18 protein-coding genes are annotated in these 16,767 nt (G+C 56.8%); 7 read left to right on the top strand and 11 right to left on the bottom strand.

Annotated features, from left to right (window positions below; all coding sequences use genetic code 11):
• Positions 1-101 precede the first annotated feature (101 nt).
• From pqqE to pqqA, 5 genes are read right to left on the bottom strand one after another with little or no spacing between them, the layout of a single operon-like run.
• Positions 102-1,196 (bottom strand): pyrroloquinoline quinone biosynthesis protein PqqE, encoded by a 1,095-nt coding sequence (gene pqqE / locus ACR3EG_RS00590; RefSeq protein ID WP_480481989.1) that lies wholly within the window; start codon positions 1,194-1,196, stop codon positions 102-104.
• Entirely contained in the window at positions 1,193-1,480 is a 288-nt protein-coding gene (pqqD, locus tag ACR3EG_RS00585; protein ID WP_480481987.1) for a pyrroloquinoline quinone biosynthesis peptide chaperone PqqD, read from the bottom strand. Before pqqD ends, pqqE begins: the two co-directional genes overlap by 4 nt.
• Positions 1,477-2,205 carry a pyrroloquinoline-quinone synthase PqqC gene (gene pqqC, locus ACR3EG_RS00580; protein WP_480481985.1) on the bottom strand — a complete coding sequence of 243 codons (729 nt, stop codon included), beginning with the start codon at positions 2,203-2,205 and terminating at the stop codon, positions 1,477-1,479. The genes pqqD and pqqC overlap by 4 nt, the downstream gene beginning before the upstream one ends.
• Entirely contained in the window at positions 2,202-3,089 is an 888-nt protein-coding gene (pqqB, locus tag ACR3EG_RS00575) for a pyrroloquinoline quinone biosynthesis protein PqqB (protein ID WP_209198076.1), read from the bottom strand. Before pqqB ends, pqqC begins: the two co-directional genes overlap by 4 nt.
• A gap of 26 nt (positions 3,090-3,115) precedes the next feature.
• On the bottom strand, positions 3,116-3,223 hold the full coding sequence (gene pqqA / locus ACR3EG_RS00570) for a pyrroloquinoline quinone precursor peptide PqqA (protein ID WP_170537497.1): 108 nt from the start codon (positions 3,221-3,223) through the stop codon (positions 3,116-3,118).
• Positions 3,224-3,422: 199 nt separating this feature from the next.
• On the opposite strand from pqqA, the gene ACR3EG_RS00565 reads away from it, so the two are divergent.
• Positions 3,423-5,486 carry a 4Fe-4S binding protein gene (locus tag ACR3EG_RS00565; protein WP_480481983.1) on the top strand — a complete coding sequence of 688 codons (2,064 nt, stop codon included), beginning with the start codon at positions 3,423-3,425 and terminating at the stop codon, positions 5,484-5,486.
• The gene (locus ACR3EG_RS00560; protein WP_480481981.1) at positions 5,486-6,373 is read left to right on the top strand and encodes an FAD:protein FMN transferase; all 888 of its coding nucleotides are present in this window, start codon (positions 5,486-5,488) and stop codon (positions 6,371-6,373) included. The genes ACR3EG_RS00565 and ACR3EG_RS00560 overlap by 1 nt, the downstream gene beginning before the upstream one ends.
• A gap of 35 nt (positions 6,374-6,408) precedes the next feature.
• Here the strand turns inward: ACR3EG_RS00560 and ACR3EG_RS00555 are convergent, their stop codons facing one another.
• The 6 genes from ACR3EG_RS00555 to pedF all read right to left on the bottom strand — a co-directional run bounded on the left by ACR3EG_RS00555 (position 6,409) and on the right by pedF (position 12,487).
• Positions 6,409-7,200: an FAD binding domain-containing protein gene (locus ACR3EG_RS00555; protein WP_480481979.1), complete on the bottom strand. Its 792-nt coding sequence runs from the start codon at positions 7,198-7,200 to the stop codon at positions 6,409-6,411.
• Positions 7,201-7,295: 95 nt separating this feature from the next.
• Positions 7,296-9,656, bottom strand: a complete 2,361-nt coding sequence (locus tag ACR3EG_RS00550) for a xanthine dehydrogenase family protein molybdopterin-binding subunit (protein WP_480481977.1) — start codon at positions 9,654-9,656, stop codon at positions 7,296-7,298.
• Positions 9,657-9,731: 75 nt separating this feature from the next.
• Positions 9,732-10,217 (bottom strand): (2Fe-2S)-binding protein, encoded by a 486-nt coding sequence (locus ACR3EG_RS00545; protein ID WP_480482846.1) that lies wholly within the window; start codon positions 10,215-10,217, stop codon positions 9,732-9,734.
• Positions 10,218-10,241: 24 nt separating this feature from the next.
• Positions 10,242-10,820: an SRPBCC family protein gene (locus ACR3EG_RS00540; protein ID WP_480481975.1), complete on the bottom strand. Its 579-nt coding sequence runs from the start codon at positions 10,818-10,820 to the stop codon at positions 10,242-10,244.
• A 71-nt stretch (positions 10,821-10,891) separates the two neighbouring features.
• Complete coding sequence (locus tag ACR3EG_RS00535) at positions 10,892-11,788, bottom strand: substrate-binding periplasmic protein (RefSeq protein ID WP_480481973.1); 897 nt, start codon at positions 11,786-11,788, stop codon at positions 10,892-10,894.
• Positions 11,789-11,806: 18 nt separating this feature from the next.
• Positions 11,807-12,487 (bottom strand): cytochrome c-550 PedF, encoded by a 681-nt coding sequence (gene pedF, locus ACR3EG_RS00530; RefSeq protein WP_209196092.1) that lies wholly within the window; start codon positions 12,485-12,487, stop codon positions 11,807-11,809.
• A gap of 158 nt (positions 12,488-12,645) precedes the next feature.
• On the opposite strand from pedF, the gene ACR3EG_RS00525 reads away from it, so the two are divergent.
• From ACR3EG_RS00525 to ACR3EG_RS00505, 5 genes are read left to right on the top strand one after another with little or no spacing between them, the layout of a single operon-like run.
• Positions 12,646-13,812, top strand: coding sequence for an ABC transporter substrate-binding protein (locus tag ACR3EG_RS00525; protein ID WP_480481971.1), 1,167 nt, complete (start codon positions 12,646-12,648; stop codon positions 13,810-13,812).
• Between the two features lie 5 nt (positions 13,813-13,817).
• Positions 13,818-14,780, top strand: a complete 963-nt coding sequence (locus ACR3EG_RS00520; RefSeq protein WP_209196094.1) for a YVTN family beta-propeller repeat protein — start codon at positions 13,818-13,820, stop codon at positions 14,778-14,780.
• Positions 14,781-14,795: 15 nt separating this feature from the next.
• Positions 14,796-15,239 carry a cupredoxin domain-containing protein gene (locus tag ACR3EG_RS00515; RefSeq protein ID WP_480481969.1) on the top strand — a complete coding sequence of 148 codons (444 nt, stop codon included), beginning with the start codon at positions 14,796-14,798 and terminating at the stop codon, positions 15,237-15,239.
• Entirely contained in the window at positions 15,236-15,955 is a 720-nt protein-coding gene (locus ACR3EG_RS00510) for an ABC transporter ATP-binding protein (RefSeq protein ID WP_480481967.1), read from the top strand. Before ACR3EG_RS00515 ends, ACR3EG_RS00510 begins: the two co-directional genes overlap by 4 nt.
• A complete protein-coding gene (locus ACR3EG_RS00505; RefSeq protein WP_480481965.1) occupies positions 15,952-16,737 on the top strand; it encodes an ABC transporter permease in 786 nt (261 codons plus the stop codon). The genes ACR3EG_RS00510 and ACR3EG_RS00505 overlap by 4 nt, the downstream gene beginning before the upstream one ends.
• The last annotated feature ends 30 nt before the right edge of the window (positions 16,738-16,767 follow it).

Here is a 16,767-nt window from a genome sequence, read left to right as displayed (position 1 = left end):
TCTTGTTATTCGACATTGCTCGGCGTCCGAATAACCTGACAGATCGTCCACGAAAAGGAACTATCGCGCGGTTGTGACCCGAACTTTATGTGCTCGTGCGATCAAGTCCGGGTCGGGTCCAGTGTTCGATAGACAAAGCCGGGGTCCTCCTGCGGCGATGTGTCTTGTAAAATTGCCTTGATCCGAGCGTGTTCCGGGGATTTTTGGCAAACTGGATCAGTCGCGGACGCGTCGCCTGCCAATGCCAGCGCCTGGCATCGGCACCCGCCAAAGTCCACCTCTTTGCGGTCGCAGCTTTTACACGGCTCAGGCATCCAGTCGGTGCCTCGGTACGCATTGAAGGCCGTGCTGTCATACCAAATGTCACTCAGACGCCGATCTCTTACAGAGTCGAAATGCAGATGGCTCAGGGTTTGTGCGGCATGACAGGGTAGTACCGTACCATTCGGAGTTACGTTTAGCCCGGTTGACCCCCATCCACCCATGCACGCCTTGGGATAATCTGCATAGTAGTCAGGCGGGACAAAGTCGAATGCCAACACGCCCTGCAGTTGCTGTGCGGCCTTCGCCACCGTTTTTTTCACAGCCAAGGTTTGTTCAAACGACGGCATCAGAGTGTGCCGGTTTTTCAAGGCCCATCCGTGAAACTGCACGCAGGCGACCTCTAGCCTGCGGGCACCGAGTTCGACGGCCATTTCGATCGTCCGATCCAGGTCATCCAGGTTTTGGCTGTGCATCACGGCGTTCAGAGTCAGCGGAATGCCCCGATCGCGGATTTCGCGGGCGATTTTCATTTTGCGGTCGAACCCGCCGCGATAACCTCCGATCCGATCAGCAAGTGCCGCGTTGGTGCCTTGCAGCGATAACTGAATATGGTCCAGGCCCGCGTCCTCAAGGCGCTCGAGCCGTTTGGGTGTCAATCCCACGCCGGACGTAATCAAGTTGGTGTACAAACCCAGTTGGGCTGCATGACGAGTCAGGTCCTCTAGATCGCGGCGCGAGGCTGGTTCGCCCCCAGACAGATGCAGTTGCAGAACGCCAAGGTCACACGCTTGCGAGAAGACATCTTTCCACGTGTCGGTGTCCAACTCGGTCTCTTTGCGTTCAAGTTCGACCGGATTGCTGCAATAGGGACAACTAAGGGGGCATCGATGGGTCAGCTCGGCCAGCAGTGCGATAGGCGGTGCGATACTCATGGCTTTACCATCACATACAGACGCCCGCGCAAAGTTTGTAAAAACTGTTGAACGTCTTTCTCAATGGTCTCGGCCGGAGCCCCAAATGTAGCAGCCAAATCCGCGATGATATCGCCAAACCGGGCTTGCCCATCGACCCTAGACAGGATTGCGACGCCAATATCGTCCAGTTCAATCACTTTCTCTGGTGCCATCAGAACAGTGCGATCACGTACTGTGTCGCGTTGAATCCGCACGCCGCGCGGCAGATAAGGGCGGTCCGATGCAGAGAAAACCAGCGTCATTTCATGCCTTCCCCGGGTTGCCAGGCACCGGGCGGGATCAGGCCGGGTTCGACATAGGCGGACCACAGCGCATCGAGCTGTGCCCACAACACGTTGGTTTTGAAAATAAGGGCGTCGCAGGCCATATCCTCTTTCTCGGATGTGTCGGCGTGATCCAAAACCCAATTTAGACCAAAAGCCACATCTTTAGGTGCCTGCGACAGTCGTTTACGGAAGTAAGACAAACTGTCCGCATTGGCGAAGTCGTAGTGCTCGAGCAGACCTTCGATCCGTTTTTCATGAATTTTTGGGGCGAACAGTTCTGTCAGTGAGGATGCTACAGCCTGAAGCATTGGCTTTTCGCGGACGTAATGCACATAAGCTTCAACGGCGAATTGAGTTGCGGGTAGAACACCTCGCCCCGAGGCGACGTAGTCGGGGTCCAACCCGACTGCCTCGGCCAGTTTCAGCCAACGTCGGATGCCGCCGCCCTCTTTCACGTCCCCGTCGTGATCTTCGATCCGGGACCGCCATTCGCGGCGGATATCTGGGTCGGTACAACGCGACATGAAGGCAGCGTCTTTCATGGGGATCGCCGCCTGATATGCCCAACGATTGATCACCCATGCGCGCACCTGATCCGGGGAGCATTGACCGCTATGAAGCCGGTGGTGAAACGGATGTTTGTCGTGATACCGCTCGGCCCCGATCTGGCGCAGCCGTGCTTCGAGAGTTTCGCGGCTCATATCGTGATCTCCTGCCCGTCATAGGCAATGGTCCAGCCTGCAGATTCGACAAAGGCGCGCTCGGGTCCATCGGGCTGCAACATCGGGTTGGTGTTGTTGATGTGGATAAAGGTCTTGGCCGCGTCGATCCCCGCCAATTGCGCGACCGAACCGTCCGGGCCACTGACCGAGATATGCCCCATCCGCTGCCCTGTCTTCACCCCTGTTCCCGAACGGATCATCTCGTCATCGTCCCAAAGCGTGCCGTCAAAAAACAGCTGATCCGCGTCCGAGAGTTGATCCAGCAGGGCAGGGGTCACTTGGGCGCATCCAGGAATATAATAGGCAATCTTGTCGCCTGCAGTCAGGCGAACGCCCACTGTTTGCTCTCCGATCAGATCGGTTTGAACGGTATCACCTTCCATGAAAAGCGGCACTTTACCGGGCACGGCGAACAAGCGTGCGCTGAGGCCGGGCTGCAGGGCGAATTCCTGATCAAGTGAAATCGGGGTCCGCAAGACCTTATCGCGATTGACCGCATCAAAAATCCGGTTCTGTGCTAGAACGTTCAGAATGTCCCCTGTGGCGAACAACGAAAACGGGGTTTGTTCGCGCAGGCTAAGCAAACCTGCAATGTGGTCAATATCTCCGTTTGTCAGCAATACCGAAGCCACAGGCGTATCGCGCAGTGTTCTGGGATGTAGTTTGGGGCAGTCCAGCATTTGTTGCCGGATGTCAGGTGAAGCGTTCAGTATGCTCCAGCTTTCACCATCGGGCGAGACCGCCAAAGATGATTGGCCAGAGGGCGGGATGATTCCCAAACGGGCATCCTCGCAATTCCGGCATCCACAATTCCATTGCGGCAGTCCGCCGCCCGCAGAAGCCCCAAGAACCAGAAAATGCACCTCGGGCCTCCGCTGCGTTTACGTAATCAGAACAGGTCGCGCTCGTGCTCGCGGCCTTCATCCTCGGACGGAGAATACATGTTGATCTCCATGCCGCAATTTACTTCTTTCAGCTTCGGTGTGCTCCAGGTCATTGCTACCTCCCATAAATCACTGGCGTTGATGAGACCGTACATCTCGGGCCAGATTCAGAAAATGCTTCTTTGGTCGTACGGTTCGAACGGTAGTTTTGAACCCATTTGGGCCGAGGTCAACAGACTTTAGGTCGTAGATTGCCAGCTTAGGACTTTTGTCGAATGTCGTCGGGTTGGATGGGCTTATAGTCTTGCGACCATGCGCGCGGTTATAGCAATGATCCTGCTGATGCTCGGCAGCCTGATGGCTGCGGCCGAGCCACTGCCGCGCGAACGCATCGAGACATTTATCCGAGCCCCATTTTCTCTGGGAGAGCGCCTTAGCGAAGACGGGGTTTATTCGCTGTTGAACTCTGGCGGGATCGAGGCGGGTTATGTGTTTGAAACCGAACCCTTAGCGCCTTTGCCGGGGTTCTCCGGTGCCCCAATCAACTTGCTGGTTGTCTTGGATCTTGAAGGACGGTTCATGGACGTCCAGCTGATTGAACATAACGAACCCATATTTGTGTCTGGTTTGGGCCAGGCACCGTTCCACAAGTTCTTTGAGCAATATGGAGGGCTGTCCATATCGGACTCGATCGTTGTTGGTACGCCGTACGGCGATGCTGCGTCCGGTTCACAGCTAGTTTATCTGGATGGCGTAACGAAGGCCACGGCCAGTGTCCGTATAGCGCATGAATCCGTCATGGGGGCGGCGCTGGCCGTTGCGCGCGAAAAGATGCAAGGGTTGGCAACCGCGCCACCCGCTTTTCCGAACCCAGACTATGACGAGACCCTCAGCTGGGAGGATCTGGTCGCTAAGGGGATCGCAACCAACAAGATCATTAAGAATTCGGATGTCGACGCCCTTTTCGAGGGGACATTGTGGGAAGATGACGATCCCGAGGCACAGGATTATCCGGACGAGGCTTATCTGGATTTGTGGGTGGTCGATCTGGGGCCCAAATCCATTGCGCGCGCGGCATTATCCCAAGACAGTTTCGACGAGCTGCAGGGTTTTCTGGAGATTTCCGACAATGATGAACCAATCCTTCTGATCGAAACTGCACGTCATGGGCTGGTCAGCGAAAAGTTCGTGCGAAACACAGCACCCGATTGGATTTCTGCAGAGCAAGACGGGTTACCGGTCGCATTGCGCGACGCCGATCTGCTTGTCGAATTGGCCGATGGAATGCCAGACGGCGTCGCAATGATCCTGCGCACCGACCGTCGTTTGGGTTTTGATCCTTCACGCGAGTGGGTACTGAAGGTTCTTGCCGTTCGCGAACACGGCATGTTCCAGCCCGAGACGGGGTCGGTGACACTGGAAGTGAGACATGTGACGCCCGATCGGTTCTTTGAGCGTCCGGTCCAGATCACGCCCGCCCCACCATGGTTAGAGGCCCTGCGAAATCGTCAGACAGACATGATCATTTTGTCTGCATTGCTTGCCGGTCTAGTGCTGACGCTCGGTTTGCGGATGAATTCTTTTGCTGCGCAACCGCTGTTCACACCATATAGGCTCGTTATTCTCGCGGTCATCGTGGGATTCATTGGTTGGTGGGGACAGGGACAACTGTCCATTGTCACCGTGTTGGGTGTTATCCGAACAGCTATTGACGGGGGCAGCTATGGGTTTTTGCTGTACGACCCGTTTTCGCTTTTGATCTGGGCGGTTTCGATTGCCGGGTTAATCGCTTGGGGCAGGGGCTTGTTCTGCGGGTGGCTCTGCCCGTTCGGCGCGCTTCAGGAGTTTGCACATCATCTGGGAAAAGCGCTCCGCTTGCCCCAGATCGAGCCATCGCGGGCGTGGGACCAACGGTTGAAATGGCTGAAATACGTGATTCTTGGTGGCTTGATTGGCGTCGTGTTTCTGGCCCCAGACGAAGTTGACAAAGTGGCTGAGGTTGAACCTTTCAAAACCGCCATCACAACTTTCTTTATCCGCGAGTGGTACTATGCCGCATATGCGATTTTTTGGCTTATTCTGGGCATGGTAATGTTCAAAGGGTTTTGCCGCTATGTCTGTCCGTTGGGGGCGGTCATGGCGATCGGAGGCCTTCTTCGTGGCCGCGACTGGATCGAAAGACGAGCTGAATGCGGGTCACCGTGTCAACTGTGCAAGGTCAAGTGCAAGTACGGGGCTATTAAGCAGACTGGGGAAATTCAATATAATGAGTGTTTCCAATGCCTTGATTGCGTTGCCATCCATGATGACCGCAACCAATGTGTCCCATTGATTCTAGCCGCACGCCGTCAATCCAGAAAGGTTGCTGCAGAATGATGAACCGCCGACGATTCCTGGCCGTATCAGCGGCGGCTCTGGGGGCTCCCGCTACGGCTCAGCCGGCTCAGTGGCGCGGTCACGCTATGGGTGCCGAAGTCAGCCTGACCTTCGATGCCAATCCTGAGGCAGCCGCGTCTGCGATCACTAAAGTGCAGGCCCTCTTGGATCGGGCCGAGTCTCTGTTCAGTCTGTATCGGCCGGGCTCTGATTTGGTTCGCCTGAACCAAACCGGGATATTAGTGAACCCAGCGCCGGAAATGCTGGAGTTGTTAAGTATTTGTGATTGGGCACATGGCCGGACGGGGGGGCGGTTTGACCCTACGGTGCAACCGCTTTGGCTGGCGACCGCCAACGGTCGCAATCTCAACGCTGCCCGAGAATTAATCGGTTGGGATAGGGTCCAGATATCTGAAGACAGAATTGTTCTGGGACAGGGTCAGCAACTTACATTGAACGGCATCGCTCAGGGTTTTGTCACGGACCTTGTGGCCAACACATTGCGGAATGCAGGCTGGACCAATGTGCTGGTAAATATCGGTGAGTATTACGCCGCTGGCCGAATCTGGAGGCTGGGAGTTTCAGACCCGGTGCATGGCATCGTTCAAACCGTCAGGCTTCGGGATCGGGCTATCGCAACTTCCAGCCCCTCTGTGCTTCGTTTGAGCCCTGTTCATCTCCATATCCTGAATGCAAAAAACGAACGTCCTGCACTATGGTCGACTGTCAGTGTGGAAGCCGCAAACGCAGCAATGGCCGACGCACTCTCCACAGCGTTGTGCCATGTCCCAGCCAAGGAAATTGCAGAGATACTATCGCTTTCAAAGGGCAATCCCAAAGCCATTTGCACGCACGAAAGCGGCGAAGTATCGGTATTTTATTCCTAAAGTCAGCCCTGTTTTTTTCAGGGCTGACGTTTGATTTAGCTGCAGGCCTGGACGGCGCGTTTGGTCATGACGCTGACCAGATGTGCGCGGTAGTCTTTGCTGCCATGCAGATCGCCGATCATGTTCATCGGGTTCACCTTGAGACCCATGAGCGCATCGGCGCGGAACTCTTTGGTCAAGGCCTCCTCGGCCTCGGACCAGCGGAACACGCCGTCCTCGCTGGCGCCGGTCACGGCCACACGGACACCATCCGCAAACCGCGCCAGATAGACCCCCACCAACGCAAAGCGCGACGCAGGCTGCAGGAACTTCTGATAGCTTGCGGCCTGCGGCACCGGGAAGCGGATCTGGGTGATGATCTCGCCCTCGTCCAGCGCGGTGGTGAACATGCCCTGGAAATAGTCATCCGCCGCGATCTGCCGCGTATTGGTCACAACGGTCGCGCCCGAACCCAGCACCCCTGCCGGATAACAGGCCGCCGGATCATTGTTGGCCACCGACCCACCAATGGTGCCGCGATTGCGCACCGCCGGATCCCCAATCTGACCGGCCAACGCCGCCAGCGCCGGATATGACCCGGCCGCCTCGCGCGCCACCGTGGCGTGGGTCGTCGCCCCACCGATAGCGACCGAGCCATCATCCTCGATGCAAACCCCTTGCATCTCGGCAATCCCGCTCAGCGACACCAGCGCCGAGGGCGCCGCCAACCGCTGCTTCAACGTCGGGATCAGCGTCTGACCACCCCCCAACGCCTGCGCATCCTCAGCCCCCAACGCAGCCACCGCATCGGCGACGCTCGAGGGCTTCTCAAACTCGAAATTATACATTCCGCTTTTCCTTTCCGAAGAACACAGATCCGCTCTTCATCTGGCTATAAATACCTCGGGGGTCTGGGGGCAGAGCCCCCAGCTACCCCAACCTCTCAGCTGTTCATCGCTGCCCAAACGCGCGACGGGCTCACCGGCATGTCGATGTGATCCACCGCCTTACCGCCCGAGTTCATCGCATCCAGAACCGCATTGACCACAGCCGGCGGAGAGCCAATGGCCCCGGCCTCACCACAGCCCTTCACCCCCAGCGGGTTATGCGTGCAGGGCGTCTGGCTGGAATGATCCACCCCATAGAAGGGCACATCATCGGCACGCGGCATGGCGTAATCCATGAAGGACGCGCTCAGCAGCTGGCCATTCTCATCATAGGCGCAGTTCTCCAACAGCGCCTGACCGATACCCTGACCGATACCGCCATGCACCTGGCCATCCACGATCATCGGGTTGACGATATTGCCAAAGTCATCGGCGGCGGTGAAGGCCTCGATACTGACTTTGCCGGTCTCGGGGTCCAGCTCGACCTCACACGCATAGGCGCCCGAGGGGAAGGTAAAGTTGGCCGGGTCGTAAAACGCGGTCTCCTCCAGCCCCGGCTCCACCTCCAGCGGGTAGTTATGCGGCACATAGGCCGTCAGGGTCACATCGCCCCAGGCCACCGATTTGTCGGTGCCTGCCACGCTGAATTGACCGTCCTTCAGCTCGATATCCGCCTCGGAGGCCTCCAGCAGGTGGGCGGCGATCTTCTTGGCCTTGTCGATCACCTTCTCGGTGGCCTTGACCATGGCCGAGCCACAAACGGCCAAAGACCGCGAGCCATAGGTGCCCATCCCAAACGGGATTTTCGAGGTGTCGCCATGTACGATCTCGACCATAGACTCGTCGATGCCGATCATGTCGGCCACAACCTGCGGGAAGGCGGTCTCATGCCCCTGCCCGTGGCTGTGCGCACCCACCATGACGCTGATTGATCCGGTGGCGTTCACCCGCACGGTTGCCGCATCATAAAGACCCGCGCGGGCCCCCAGCATGCCAACGATGTTCGACGGCGCAATGCCGCACGCCTCGATATAGCAGTTGATGCCCAGGCCCCGCAGCTTGCCCTTGGCCTCACTTTCCGTACGCCGCGCGGCAAAGCCGGCCAGATCGGCGGCGGCCTCCAGCTTGTCCATGGTCCCGTTGTAGTCGCCAGTGTCATAGGTCAGCGCCACCGGCGTGTCATAGGGGAACTGGGTGATGAAGTTCTGACGGCGCAGCGCAATGGGATCGACCCCCAACTCGCGCGCGGCTTTGTCGACGACGCGCTCCAGCTGATAGGTCGCCTCGGGCCGGCCCGCGCCGCGATAGGCATCCACCGGCACCGTGTTGGTGAACATCGCCTTGACGTTCACCTGAATGACCGGCGTCTTGTAATTGCCTGCCATCAGCGTGCCGTGCAGCCATGTGGGCACGGAACTTGAGAAGGTCGACAGATACGCCCCCAGGTTCGCATAGGTGTTGGTCCGCAGACCGATAAAGTTGTTGTCCGCATCCAGCGCCAGTTCGATCGTGCCCACATGGTCGCGGCCATGGGCATCGGACATGAACGCCTCGGACCGGCTGGCCGACCACTTCACAGGCCGGTTGCAGGCCTTGGCGGCGAAGGTCACAAACGCCTCTTCCGCATAGTGGAAAATCTTGGTGCCAAAGCCGCCACCCACATCCGGGGCCACCACGCGGACCTTGTGTTCCGGCAGGCCCAAAACGAAGGCACACATCAGCAGCCGGATCACATGCGGGTTCTGCGAAGTGGTATAGAGCGTATAATCCTCGGTCCCGCGGCTGTATTCCGCCACCGCCACGCGCGGCTCCATCGGGTTGGCAACCAGACGGTTGTTCACCAGATCCAGCGTGGTCACATGCGCCGCATTGGCGAAGACCTCATTGACCTTGGCGTCATCCGCCTCGCCCAGCTGCCAGTCATAGCAGATGTTGTTCTTCAGATCGTCATGGACCAGCGTTGCACCATCCAGGGCGGCGGCCTTCATGTCGATCACGGCGGGCAGTTCTTCGATATCCAGATCGATCGCCTCGGCCGCATCGCGCGCCTGTTCCAGGCTGTCGGCCACCACGGCCGCAATCGGATCGCCCACATGGCGCACTTTACCTTGTGCCAGAATGGGATGCGCCGGTTCCTGCATGGGCGCGCCGTGCTTGTCCGTCACCTCCCAGCCGCAGGGGATGCCGCCCACCCCTTCGAAATCCTTGCCGGTGAACACCCGGACCACGCCGGGCATGCCTTCGGCTGCCGAGGTGTCGATGCTGGCGATCCGGCCATGCGCGATATCCGAGCGCAGGAAATACACATAGGCCTGTCCGGCCACATTGATGTCGTCGGTGTAATTGCCTGCTCCGGTCAGAAAGCGCACGTCCTCGCGCCGCTTGGAACTGGCTCCGATGCCACTGTCTTTGGGCATTGCTTGTTCTCCTCCCATAAACGGATGCTAACGCATCCTTGTCCTTCCACGGGCGCTACAGGCCCGCAGTGGCGTTTATTCCGCAGCGATGCTGCCGACGTCCTGACCCGATGCGGCCATGATCGCCTTGACGATGTTATGATAGCCCGTGCACCGGCACAGGTTGCCTTCCAGATAATGCCGGATCTCTCCTTCCGTCGGGCGCGGGTTCTCCTTCAGCAAGGCCGCCGCACTCATCACCATGCCCGGCGTGCAGAACCCGCACTGAAGACCGTGATGATCCTGAAACGCCTGCTGAATGGTGTTCAAAGACCCATCCGCAGTCGCCTGACCTTCAATCGTACCAACCTCAGACCCGTCTGCCTCAAGCGCAAGCATGTTGCACGACTTCACGGCCTGACCATCCACATGCACAACACACGCACCACATTGCGCCGTGTCACACCCAACATGCGTCCCGGTCATCCCCAAATGATCACGCAAAAATCCAGACAATAACGTCCGACCCTCAACATCACCGCTCACAGATAAACCGTTCACAGTCATCGAAACCTTCATCAGATTTTCCTCCCTGAAATTTTCGGATCAACCACCGAACAGGCGCTTGAACCATCCTTTTTTCTCTTCTGGCGGCGGCGCTGCCGGAGCTGGTTCAGGCGACACTTCGGACACAGCAGGGGCCGCGGCCGGTTCGGGCGCAGCCGCGGCAGGCACGGGCTGAGGTTCTTCCTCGACCGCATCCTGGAAATTCTCAAAGAACTGGTCGGCCATTTTCTTGGCCACACCATCAATCACCCGACCGCCGAGCTGAGCCAGCTTGCCGCCCACACGCGCATCGACATTATAGGCCAGCAATGTCCCCTCGGGCGCATCCGACAAGGTGACATCTGCTGCACCCTTGGCAAACCCGGCGGCCCCGCCTTTGCCTTCCCCAGATAACTTGACGCTTTCCTGATCCACCATGTCCGAAAGGGTCACTTCACCTTTGAAGGTCGCCTTTACGGGTCCGACCTTCTGCACCACTGTCGCGGCAAACCCATCTTCGGCTGTTCCCGACATTTCTTTGCAGCCGGGGACACATTCTTTCAGAATGTCGGCCGATAGCAGTGCCTCCCAGACTTTGGAACGTGGGGCCGCAATGACGCGGCTGTCATGTAGTTCCATGTCACTCCCTCCAGTATTTTTAGTTAAGCTAAGCGGTGATCTATCCGTTGCCTATAAGACCTTGGGTGTAGTCACCGCAGTTTCGGGGGCGAATGTGTCAGGCCATATTCCGCAAAGATATTAGCAATACGCCCGTCCTGAAGCGCTGCAAAAATGGCGTCATCCACGGCGTAGCTGAGGCCGCGATACGCAAAGTGAACGGCGACACCATTCGTCCAGCTGCTGACAGCAAACCCAGGAAGCGGTGGCGTATGGACACCTAAGTCGGGCGTCAATCCGGCCTCAAGCTGGCCCCGAGGTCCCATAGCAGCCATGGTTTCGCCTGCCGCCAATGCCTCCATAGCTTTTTCGGCTGTCTTGAACCGACGGATGTTGCGCGAAAGTTGCCCACCCGGAAAGGCGGATAGGTAGAAATCCGCGATTGAGTCATTTTCGACCGCTACCGAATCGAACCGGAAATAAGCCGGGATCGGAGGATCCTCGGGGTAGGCATCCCGACGATAGGCGATTGCGATTTCTTCGTCGTGGTACTGACCAGTAAAAACAACCTGCTCGACCCGGCACGCGAACTCGCTGTCGTAGGGGATATGCAACATCACATTTGCAACTCGGCCGTTAATCAGCGGGCCTTTCCAGATCCAATTGCGCAAGTCGGCTTCTAGGTTCTCTCCGGCAGCGACCAGATTGAACCGGGCTTCGACCCCCAGATCACTGGCGATGAGTTTTCCAATCTCAATATCGACACCTTGGATAGTACCGTCTCTCTCAAACGACCAAGGGGGAAAGTCTTCGTAGGCTGCGAATTCAATATAACCGCGGTCGATTATGGTATCGAGATCGGCACCTACAATATCTCGGCTTGCGTTCTGAGGTTTGGGCTGGGGCACATGATCTTCGCACCTGGCCAAAACCGGTCCTGAAAACAGGGTGGTGGCCAACAGGGAGAAAACGAAAACGTACTTGATCATGCGCCCCATTCTGCCGCGCTACTGCGCGGCGGACAATCCAATGGTCAGTTGTTCAGCGGCTTCGGCGAAATTGGGTGCATTCCCTGATATCAATACCGCCGCACGCAGAGCCACGCTGTCGGCCACGGGCGCACCGGATCCGGTTTCTATAGTTTCGGCGATCTGGGTCAATTCCGATTGAAGCGCTGCCGTGTCCCCCTCTGCGCCGCCGGCCATTGCTGCCAGAAGATCCCTGATTTCCTTCAGGCGGTCCGAGTGATCGTCCAGCGCGCCGTCATCAGGACGCGTTTCGATATAGGTTCGAATGGCCCACGCTGCCTTTTGTCCCAACAATTCGCCAAAGGCGGGCATCTTAGTAATGCCGTTTTGAGTATAACCTTCGCGGAACCGCTCTACATACCATTCGTCGCCATATTCCTCGGCTTCAAGATACCGCAAATCAGGGGCTAACCCGCCCGATACGACACCAAGACCATGGCAGCGGGCACAATTCTGGTTATAGCCGGAATCGCCTATTTCGATTGCAGCCTGCCATACCTCTTCGCCCTGGTCGCGATAGGGGTTTTCAATCAGCCACTCTTCTCCAACATCGGGAAGGATGTCTGTGTTGACTGGTTGTGGGGCGACATCGCCATGGGCCAGCGCCATACCTCCGGCAACAAGGCCGCCCAGCAATGTGCTGTGAAATCCAAGACGCATCTTCTCCTCCTTTACGATGCTTTTCACGGTCATACCGCAGCAGGACTAGGCGTGAAATTCGACCTTGGTTGCACATCCGTGCAGGTTTGCGACTAAGGTCTTATGGTGGGCTGCATTTTGGCCGTTTTTACTAAGGCGGCGCAGGAGGAGGCGCGAAAATGATTAAGATGTTCCGTGCGGTAGCGGCACTGATACTTCTGCCAGGCACTGCGTTGGCAGAGATTGGTATTTCAGTGACTTACCTACAACAGCAGGTCGCGCGTCCACCCGTTTTATCCAACCTTGATCCGATTCCAGATGATCTTGGTTCGGCGGGTGCCAAGCTGGCGCTGGAAGACAATCTGACGACCGCTAAGTTTCTGGGACACGACTACACGCTTACGGTCACTACCGTTTCTGAGGGTGAGGATTGGATTACAGCAGCGCGTAAGGCATTGTCGGACAGTCCGTTTCTAATTCTTGATGCGCCTGCCTCTGCTCAGTTGCAGGTCGCGGACTTGGCCGAGGCCGATGGTGCGGTGCTTTTCAATGCATCTTCCCCTGAACTTTCAATACGCGAGCAGGACTGTCGGCCGAACCTGCTGCACACTTTGCCGTCGGGGCTAATGCGCACGGATGCATTGGCTCAATTTCTGGTCAAACGCCGCTGGCAGGATCTGGTTCTGATCTCTGGAAACCACCCAGAAGATCAAGCTTTTGCCGACGCGCTGAAGCGGTCATTGCAGAAATTCCGTCTTGGTCTGAGGGCAGAAAAGACCTGGGTTTTTGATGCTGACCTGCGTCGCAACGCAGCGCAAGAAGTTCCGTTGTTCACGCAGGAATTCGGCGACTATGACGTCCTGTTATTGGCCGATGAATTGGACGATTTCGGCCGCTACGTCGAATTCAACACCTGGAAGGCGCGCCCTGTTGCTGGTTCCGATGGTCTTAAGCCCGTCACATGGTCGCGCGTGGTCGAACAATGGGGTGCGGCCCAGATGCAGAATCGGTTCTTTGAGCAGTCGGGCCGCACCATGATGTCAAAAGACTACGCCGCATGGGCGGCATACCGGACGTTGGGCGAAGCCGTGACACGTACCCAGTCCGACGATCCTGCGGTCTTGCGTGACTATATTTTGTCGGATGAATTCGAACTTGCCGGATTCAAGGGCAGGGCGATGAACTTCAGGTTTTGGAATGGGCAATTGCGGCAACCAATCCCTTTGGTCACAGACCGCGCGGTGGTCGCCATGGCTCCGCTGGAAGGATTTCTACATCAGCGTACAGAACTGGATACGCTTGGAATTGACGAGGCGGAAAGCCAGTGCCAGGCATTCAAGGAGTAACGGGCATGAGACTAGCGACACTATTGGCCTCTGCTGCATTGTGCGTTCCCGCAGCAGCGGATGAGATGTGGATCAGCAACGAAAAAGACGACACGCTCAGCGTGATCGACATCGAGACGCTTGAGGTCATCCGCACGATTGAAACTGGTGAGCGGCCGAGGGGAATTACGTTTTCGAAAGATTTCTCGGTGCTGTACATCTGCGCCTCCGACAGCGACTCGGTTCAGGTCATGGATCCCGAAACCGGAGAGATACTGCACGACTTGCCATCTGGCGAAGACCCTGAGCAGTTCGTTCTACATCCCAATGATCGTCATCTTTACATCGCCAACGAGGATGACGCGATCACCACTGTGGTCGATACTGAAACGCGAACGGTTATCGCGCAGATCGACGTCGGGATCGAACCCGAAGGCATGGCGGTGTCGCCGGATGGAAAGATCGCAATCACGACTTCTGAAACCACCAATATGGCTCATTGGATCGACACGGAAACGCAGGAGCTTTTCGCCAATACTCTGGTCGATTCCCGCCCACGCCACGCCGAATTCCTTAAGGATGGAACCGAGCTTTGGGTGAGTTCCGAGATTGGCGGTACGATCACTGTCTTTGATGTGGAAACCCAGACCGAAAAAGCCAAGATTGAATTTGAAGTCGAAGGTGTGCATCCTGATCGGGTTCAGCCCGTAGGGTTTGAACTGTCCAACGAAGACAAAACTGCCTTTGTCGCGCTTGGACCGTCGAACCACGTCGCAGCGGTCAATCCCGACACCTATGAGGTTGAGGATTACATCCTCGTCGGCCGTCGGGTCTGGCACATGGATTTCAACGCGGACAAATCACTCTTGTTCACCACAAATGGTGTGTCCGGCGATGTGACCGTCATCGATGTTGCAAAACGTGAACCAATCAAAACCATCAAGGTCGGGCGGTTCCCATGGGGCGCAGCGTTCCGTCCGACAAACTGATCAGGGAGAATTCAAATGAAGCGTTTATCCACGCTGGCAATTGCTGCCGCGATGACCTTACCCAGCGTCGTTAATGCCGACGATGACTCGGGGTTCGGTCTGGCCGGGTTGTTGTCGGCCAAAAACAAAGAAGACCTACCGCCCATCATCCTTTCAGCAGGAGAACCCCTGGCAGATGCTCCATGGGAACTAAAATCTGGCACTTATTACGAGTTCGAAATTCAAGGTGACGGAAGTCAGGAGCTTGCCATCATCGGCCCCGAGTTCTTTCGTGCCATCTGGGTCGATGAGATTGTGGTAGAAGGTTTAGAGATCCGGCCGCTGGGTGTGGATTCGATCGAATTCGACGAGGCCGGTGAAATGGAAATAGGCTTTGTCGCGATCAAGCCGGGCAGCTACTATCTGAAAGTGCCGGGAAGCACCGGTGAGACACAGCGGCTGGAGATTACCATTAAGTGACAGGGCTAACGGTCCGAAACGTCAGCTATGCCTATGGCGAGAAACGCGCTCTTGATGATGTGAATTTTCACGTCCCGCAGGGCGCGTTTTGTGCGTTGCTGGGCCCGAATGGGGCAGGTAAGTCAACGCTGTTTTCCCTGCTGACACGATTGTTCACCACAAGGCAGGGTGAGATTGAAATTGCTGGAATTGACATCGCGAAACACCCGCGGAAAGCCTTGGCTAAGATAGGGGTCGTTTTTCAACAGCCTACGCTTGATCTGGACCTGACGGTTCATCGAAACCTCAGTTATTTTGCCGCTTTGCACGGTCTGTCCGGCCGCCAAGCTGAGGGCCGCATCACGGCCGTACTAGAGCGTCTGGATATGGCTGAACGTGCTACTGAACGTGCGCGTGATCTGAATGGAGGTCATCGCAGACGGTTGGAAATAGCACGATGCCTGATACATGTGCCTTCGGTCCTTTTGTTGGACGAGCCAACCGTTGGGCTTGATGCTGCGTCGCGTCATGCCATCACCAAACATGTGCATGACCTGTCTTCGCAAGACGGTTTGACGGTGTTGTGGGCTACCCACTTGACCGACGAGATCGGGCCAGACGACCAAGTGGCGATCCTTCATCGTGGTAAGTTGCTGGATCAGGGTATTTGCCGAGACATCACTGGCGGCGCTCCGATGCAGGATACCTTTTTGTCGATGACCAGAGCGGCTTCATGATCGATGCAATGATCGCTTTGCGCGCAATCCTGATCCGAGAAGCCTTGCGGTTCGTGCGGCAACGCAGCCGGTTCGTTGCGGCGCTTGTACGTCCTCTGGTTTGGCTAGTGGTCTTCGCCGCTGGTTTTCGCGCAGCATTGGGTTTGTCGATTACTCCGCCGTATCAGACTTATATCACCTATGAGATCTACATCGTCCCCGGTCTGTGCGGCATGATCATGTTGTTCAATGGCATGCAAAGCTCTCTCAGCTTGGTTTACGACCGTGAAATGGGGTCGATGCGGCTACTGCTCACCAGCCCTTTGCCTCGGTGGTGGTTGCTGTTTTGTCGCTTGTTGGCAAGCACAACGATATCGATCCTGCAGGTTTATACTTTTCTGGCGGTCGCTGCGGTTTACGGTATCGACATGCCCTGGATCGGATACGCCTGCGTGTTTCCAGCGCTAATCGTCGCTGGATTGATGCTGGGCGCGTTGGGCTTGGCTTTGTCCTCGGCGATCAGGCAACTTGAGAATTTTGCGGGCGTCATGAACTTTGTGATCTTTCCGATGTTTTTTCTGTCTTCAGCACTTTATCCACTTTGGAAGATGGCAGAAAGTTCGGCCTTATTAAGAGATATCTGCGCGCTTAACCCTTTTACGCACGCGGTCGAGCTAATCCGTTTCGCGCTCTATGGGCAGTTTAATGCTGTGGCATTGGGGTGGACGATATTGGCGGGTATTGTTTTTCTTGGGTTTGCTTTTTGGGGCTACGATCCTGCGCGTGGCATGAAGCGCGGCTAAGCATCTAAGACCAATACCACGGTGAAATCG

The organism is Ruegeria sp. AM7 (genome assembly GCF_056535965.1).
This window is presented reverse-complemented; position numbering and strand designations above follow the sequence as displayed.

Coding starts and splice junctions, on each gene's coding strand:
- pqqE (WP_480481989.1), bottom strand. CDS start 1,196: ATGAGTATCGCACCGCCTATCGCACTGCTGGCCGAGCTGACCCATCGA.
- pqqD (WP_480481987.1), bottom strand. CDS start 1,480: ATGACGCTGGTTTTCTCTGCATCGGACCGCCCTTATCTGCCGCGCGGC.
- pqqC (WP_480481985.1), bottom strand. CDS start 2,205: ATGAGCCGCGAAACTCTCGAAGCACGGCTGCGCCAGATCGGGGCCGAG.
- pqqA (WP_170537497.1), bottom strand. CDS start 3,223: ATGACCTGGAGCACACCGAAGCTGAAAGAAGTAAATTGCGGCATGGAG.
- ACR3EG_RS00565 (WP_480481983.1), top strand. CDS start 3,423: ATGCGCGCGGTTATAGCAATGATCCTGCTGATGCTCGGCAGCCTGATG.
- ACR3EG_RS00560 (WP_480481981.1), top strand. CDS start 5,486: ATGAACCGCCGACGATTCCTGGCCGTATCAGCGGCGGCTCTGGGGGCT.
- ACR3EG_RS00555 (WP_480481979.1), bottom strand. CDS start 7,200: ATGTATAATTTCGAGTTTGAGAAGCCCTCGAGCGTCGCCGATGCGGTG.
- ACR3EG_RS00550 (WP_480481977.1), bottom strand. CDS start 9,656: ATGCCCAAAGACAGTGGCATCGGAGCCAGTTCCAAGCGGCGCGAGGAC.
- ACR3EG_RS00540 (WP_480481975.1), bottom strand. CDS start 10,820: ATGGAACTACATGACAGCCGCGTCATTGCGGCCCCACGTTCCAAAGTC.
- ACR3EG_RS00535 (WP_480481973.1), bottom strand. CDS start 11,788: ATGATCAAGTACGTTTTCGTTTTCTCCCTGTTGGCCACCACCCTGTTT.
- pedF (WP_209196092.1), bottom strand. CDS start 12,487: ATGCGTCTTGGATTTCACAGCACATTGCTGGGCGGCCTTGTTGCCGGA.
- ACR3EG_RS00525 (WP_480481971.1), top strand. CDS start 12,646: ATGATTAAGATGTTCCGTGCGGTAGCGGCACTGATACTTCTGCCAGGC.
- ACR3EG_RS00520 (WP_209196094.1), top strand. CDS start 13,818: ATGAGACTAGCGACACTATTGGCCTCTGCTGCATTGTGCGTTCCCGCA.
- ACR3EG_RS00515 (WP_480481969.1), top strand. CDS start 14,796: ATGAAGCGTTTATCCACGCTGGCAATTGCTGCCGCGATGACCTTACCC.
- ACR3EG_RS00505 (WP_480481965.1), top strand. CDS start 15,952: ATGATCGATGCAATGATCGCTTTGCGCGCAATCCTGATCCGAGAAGCC.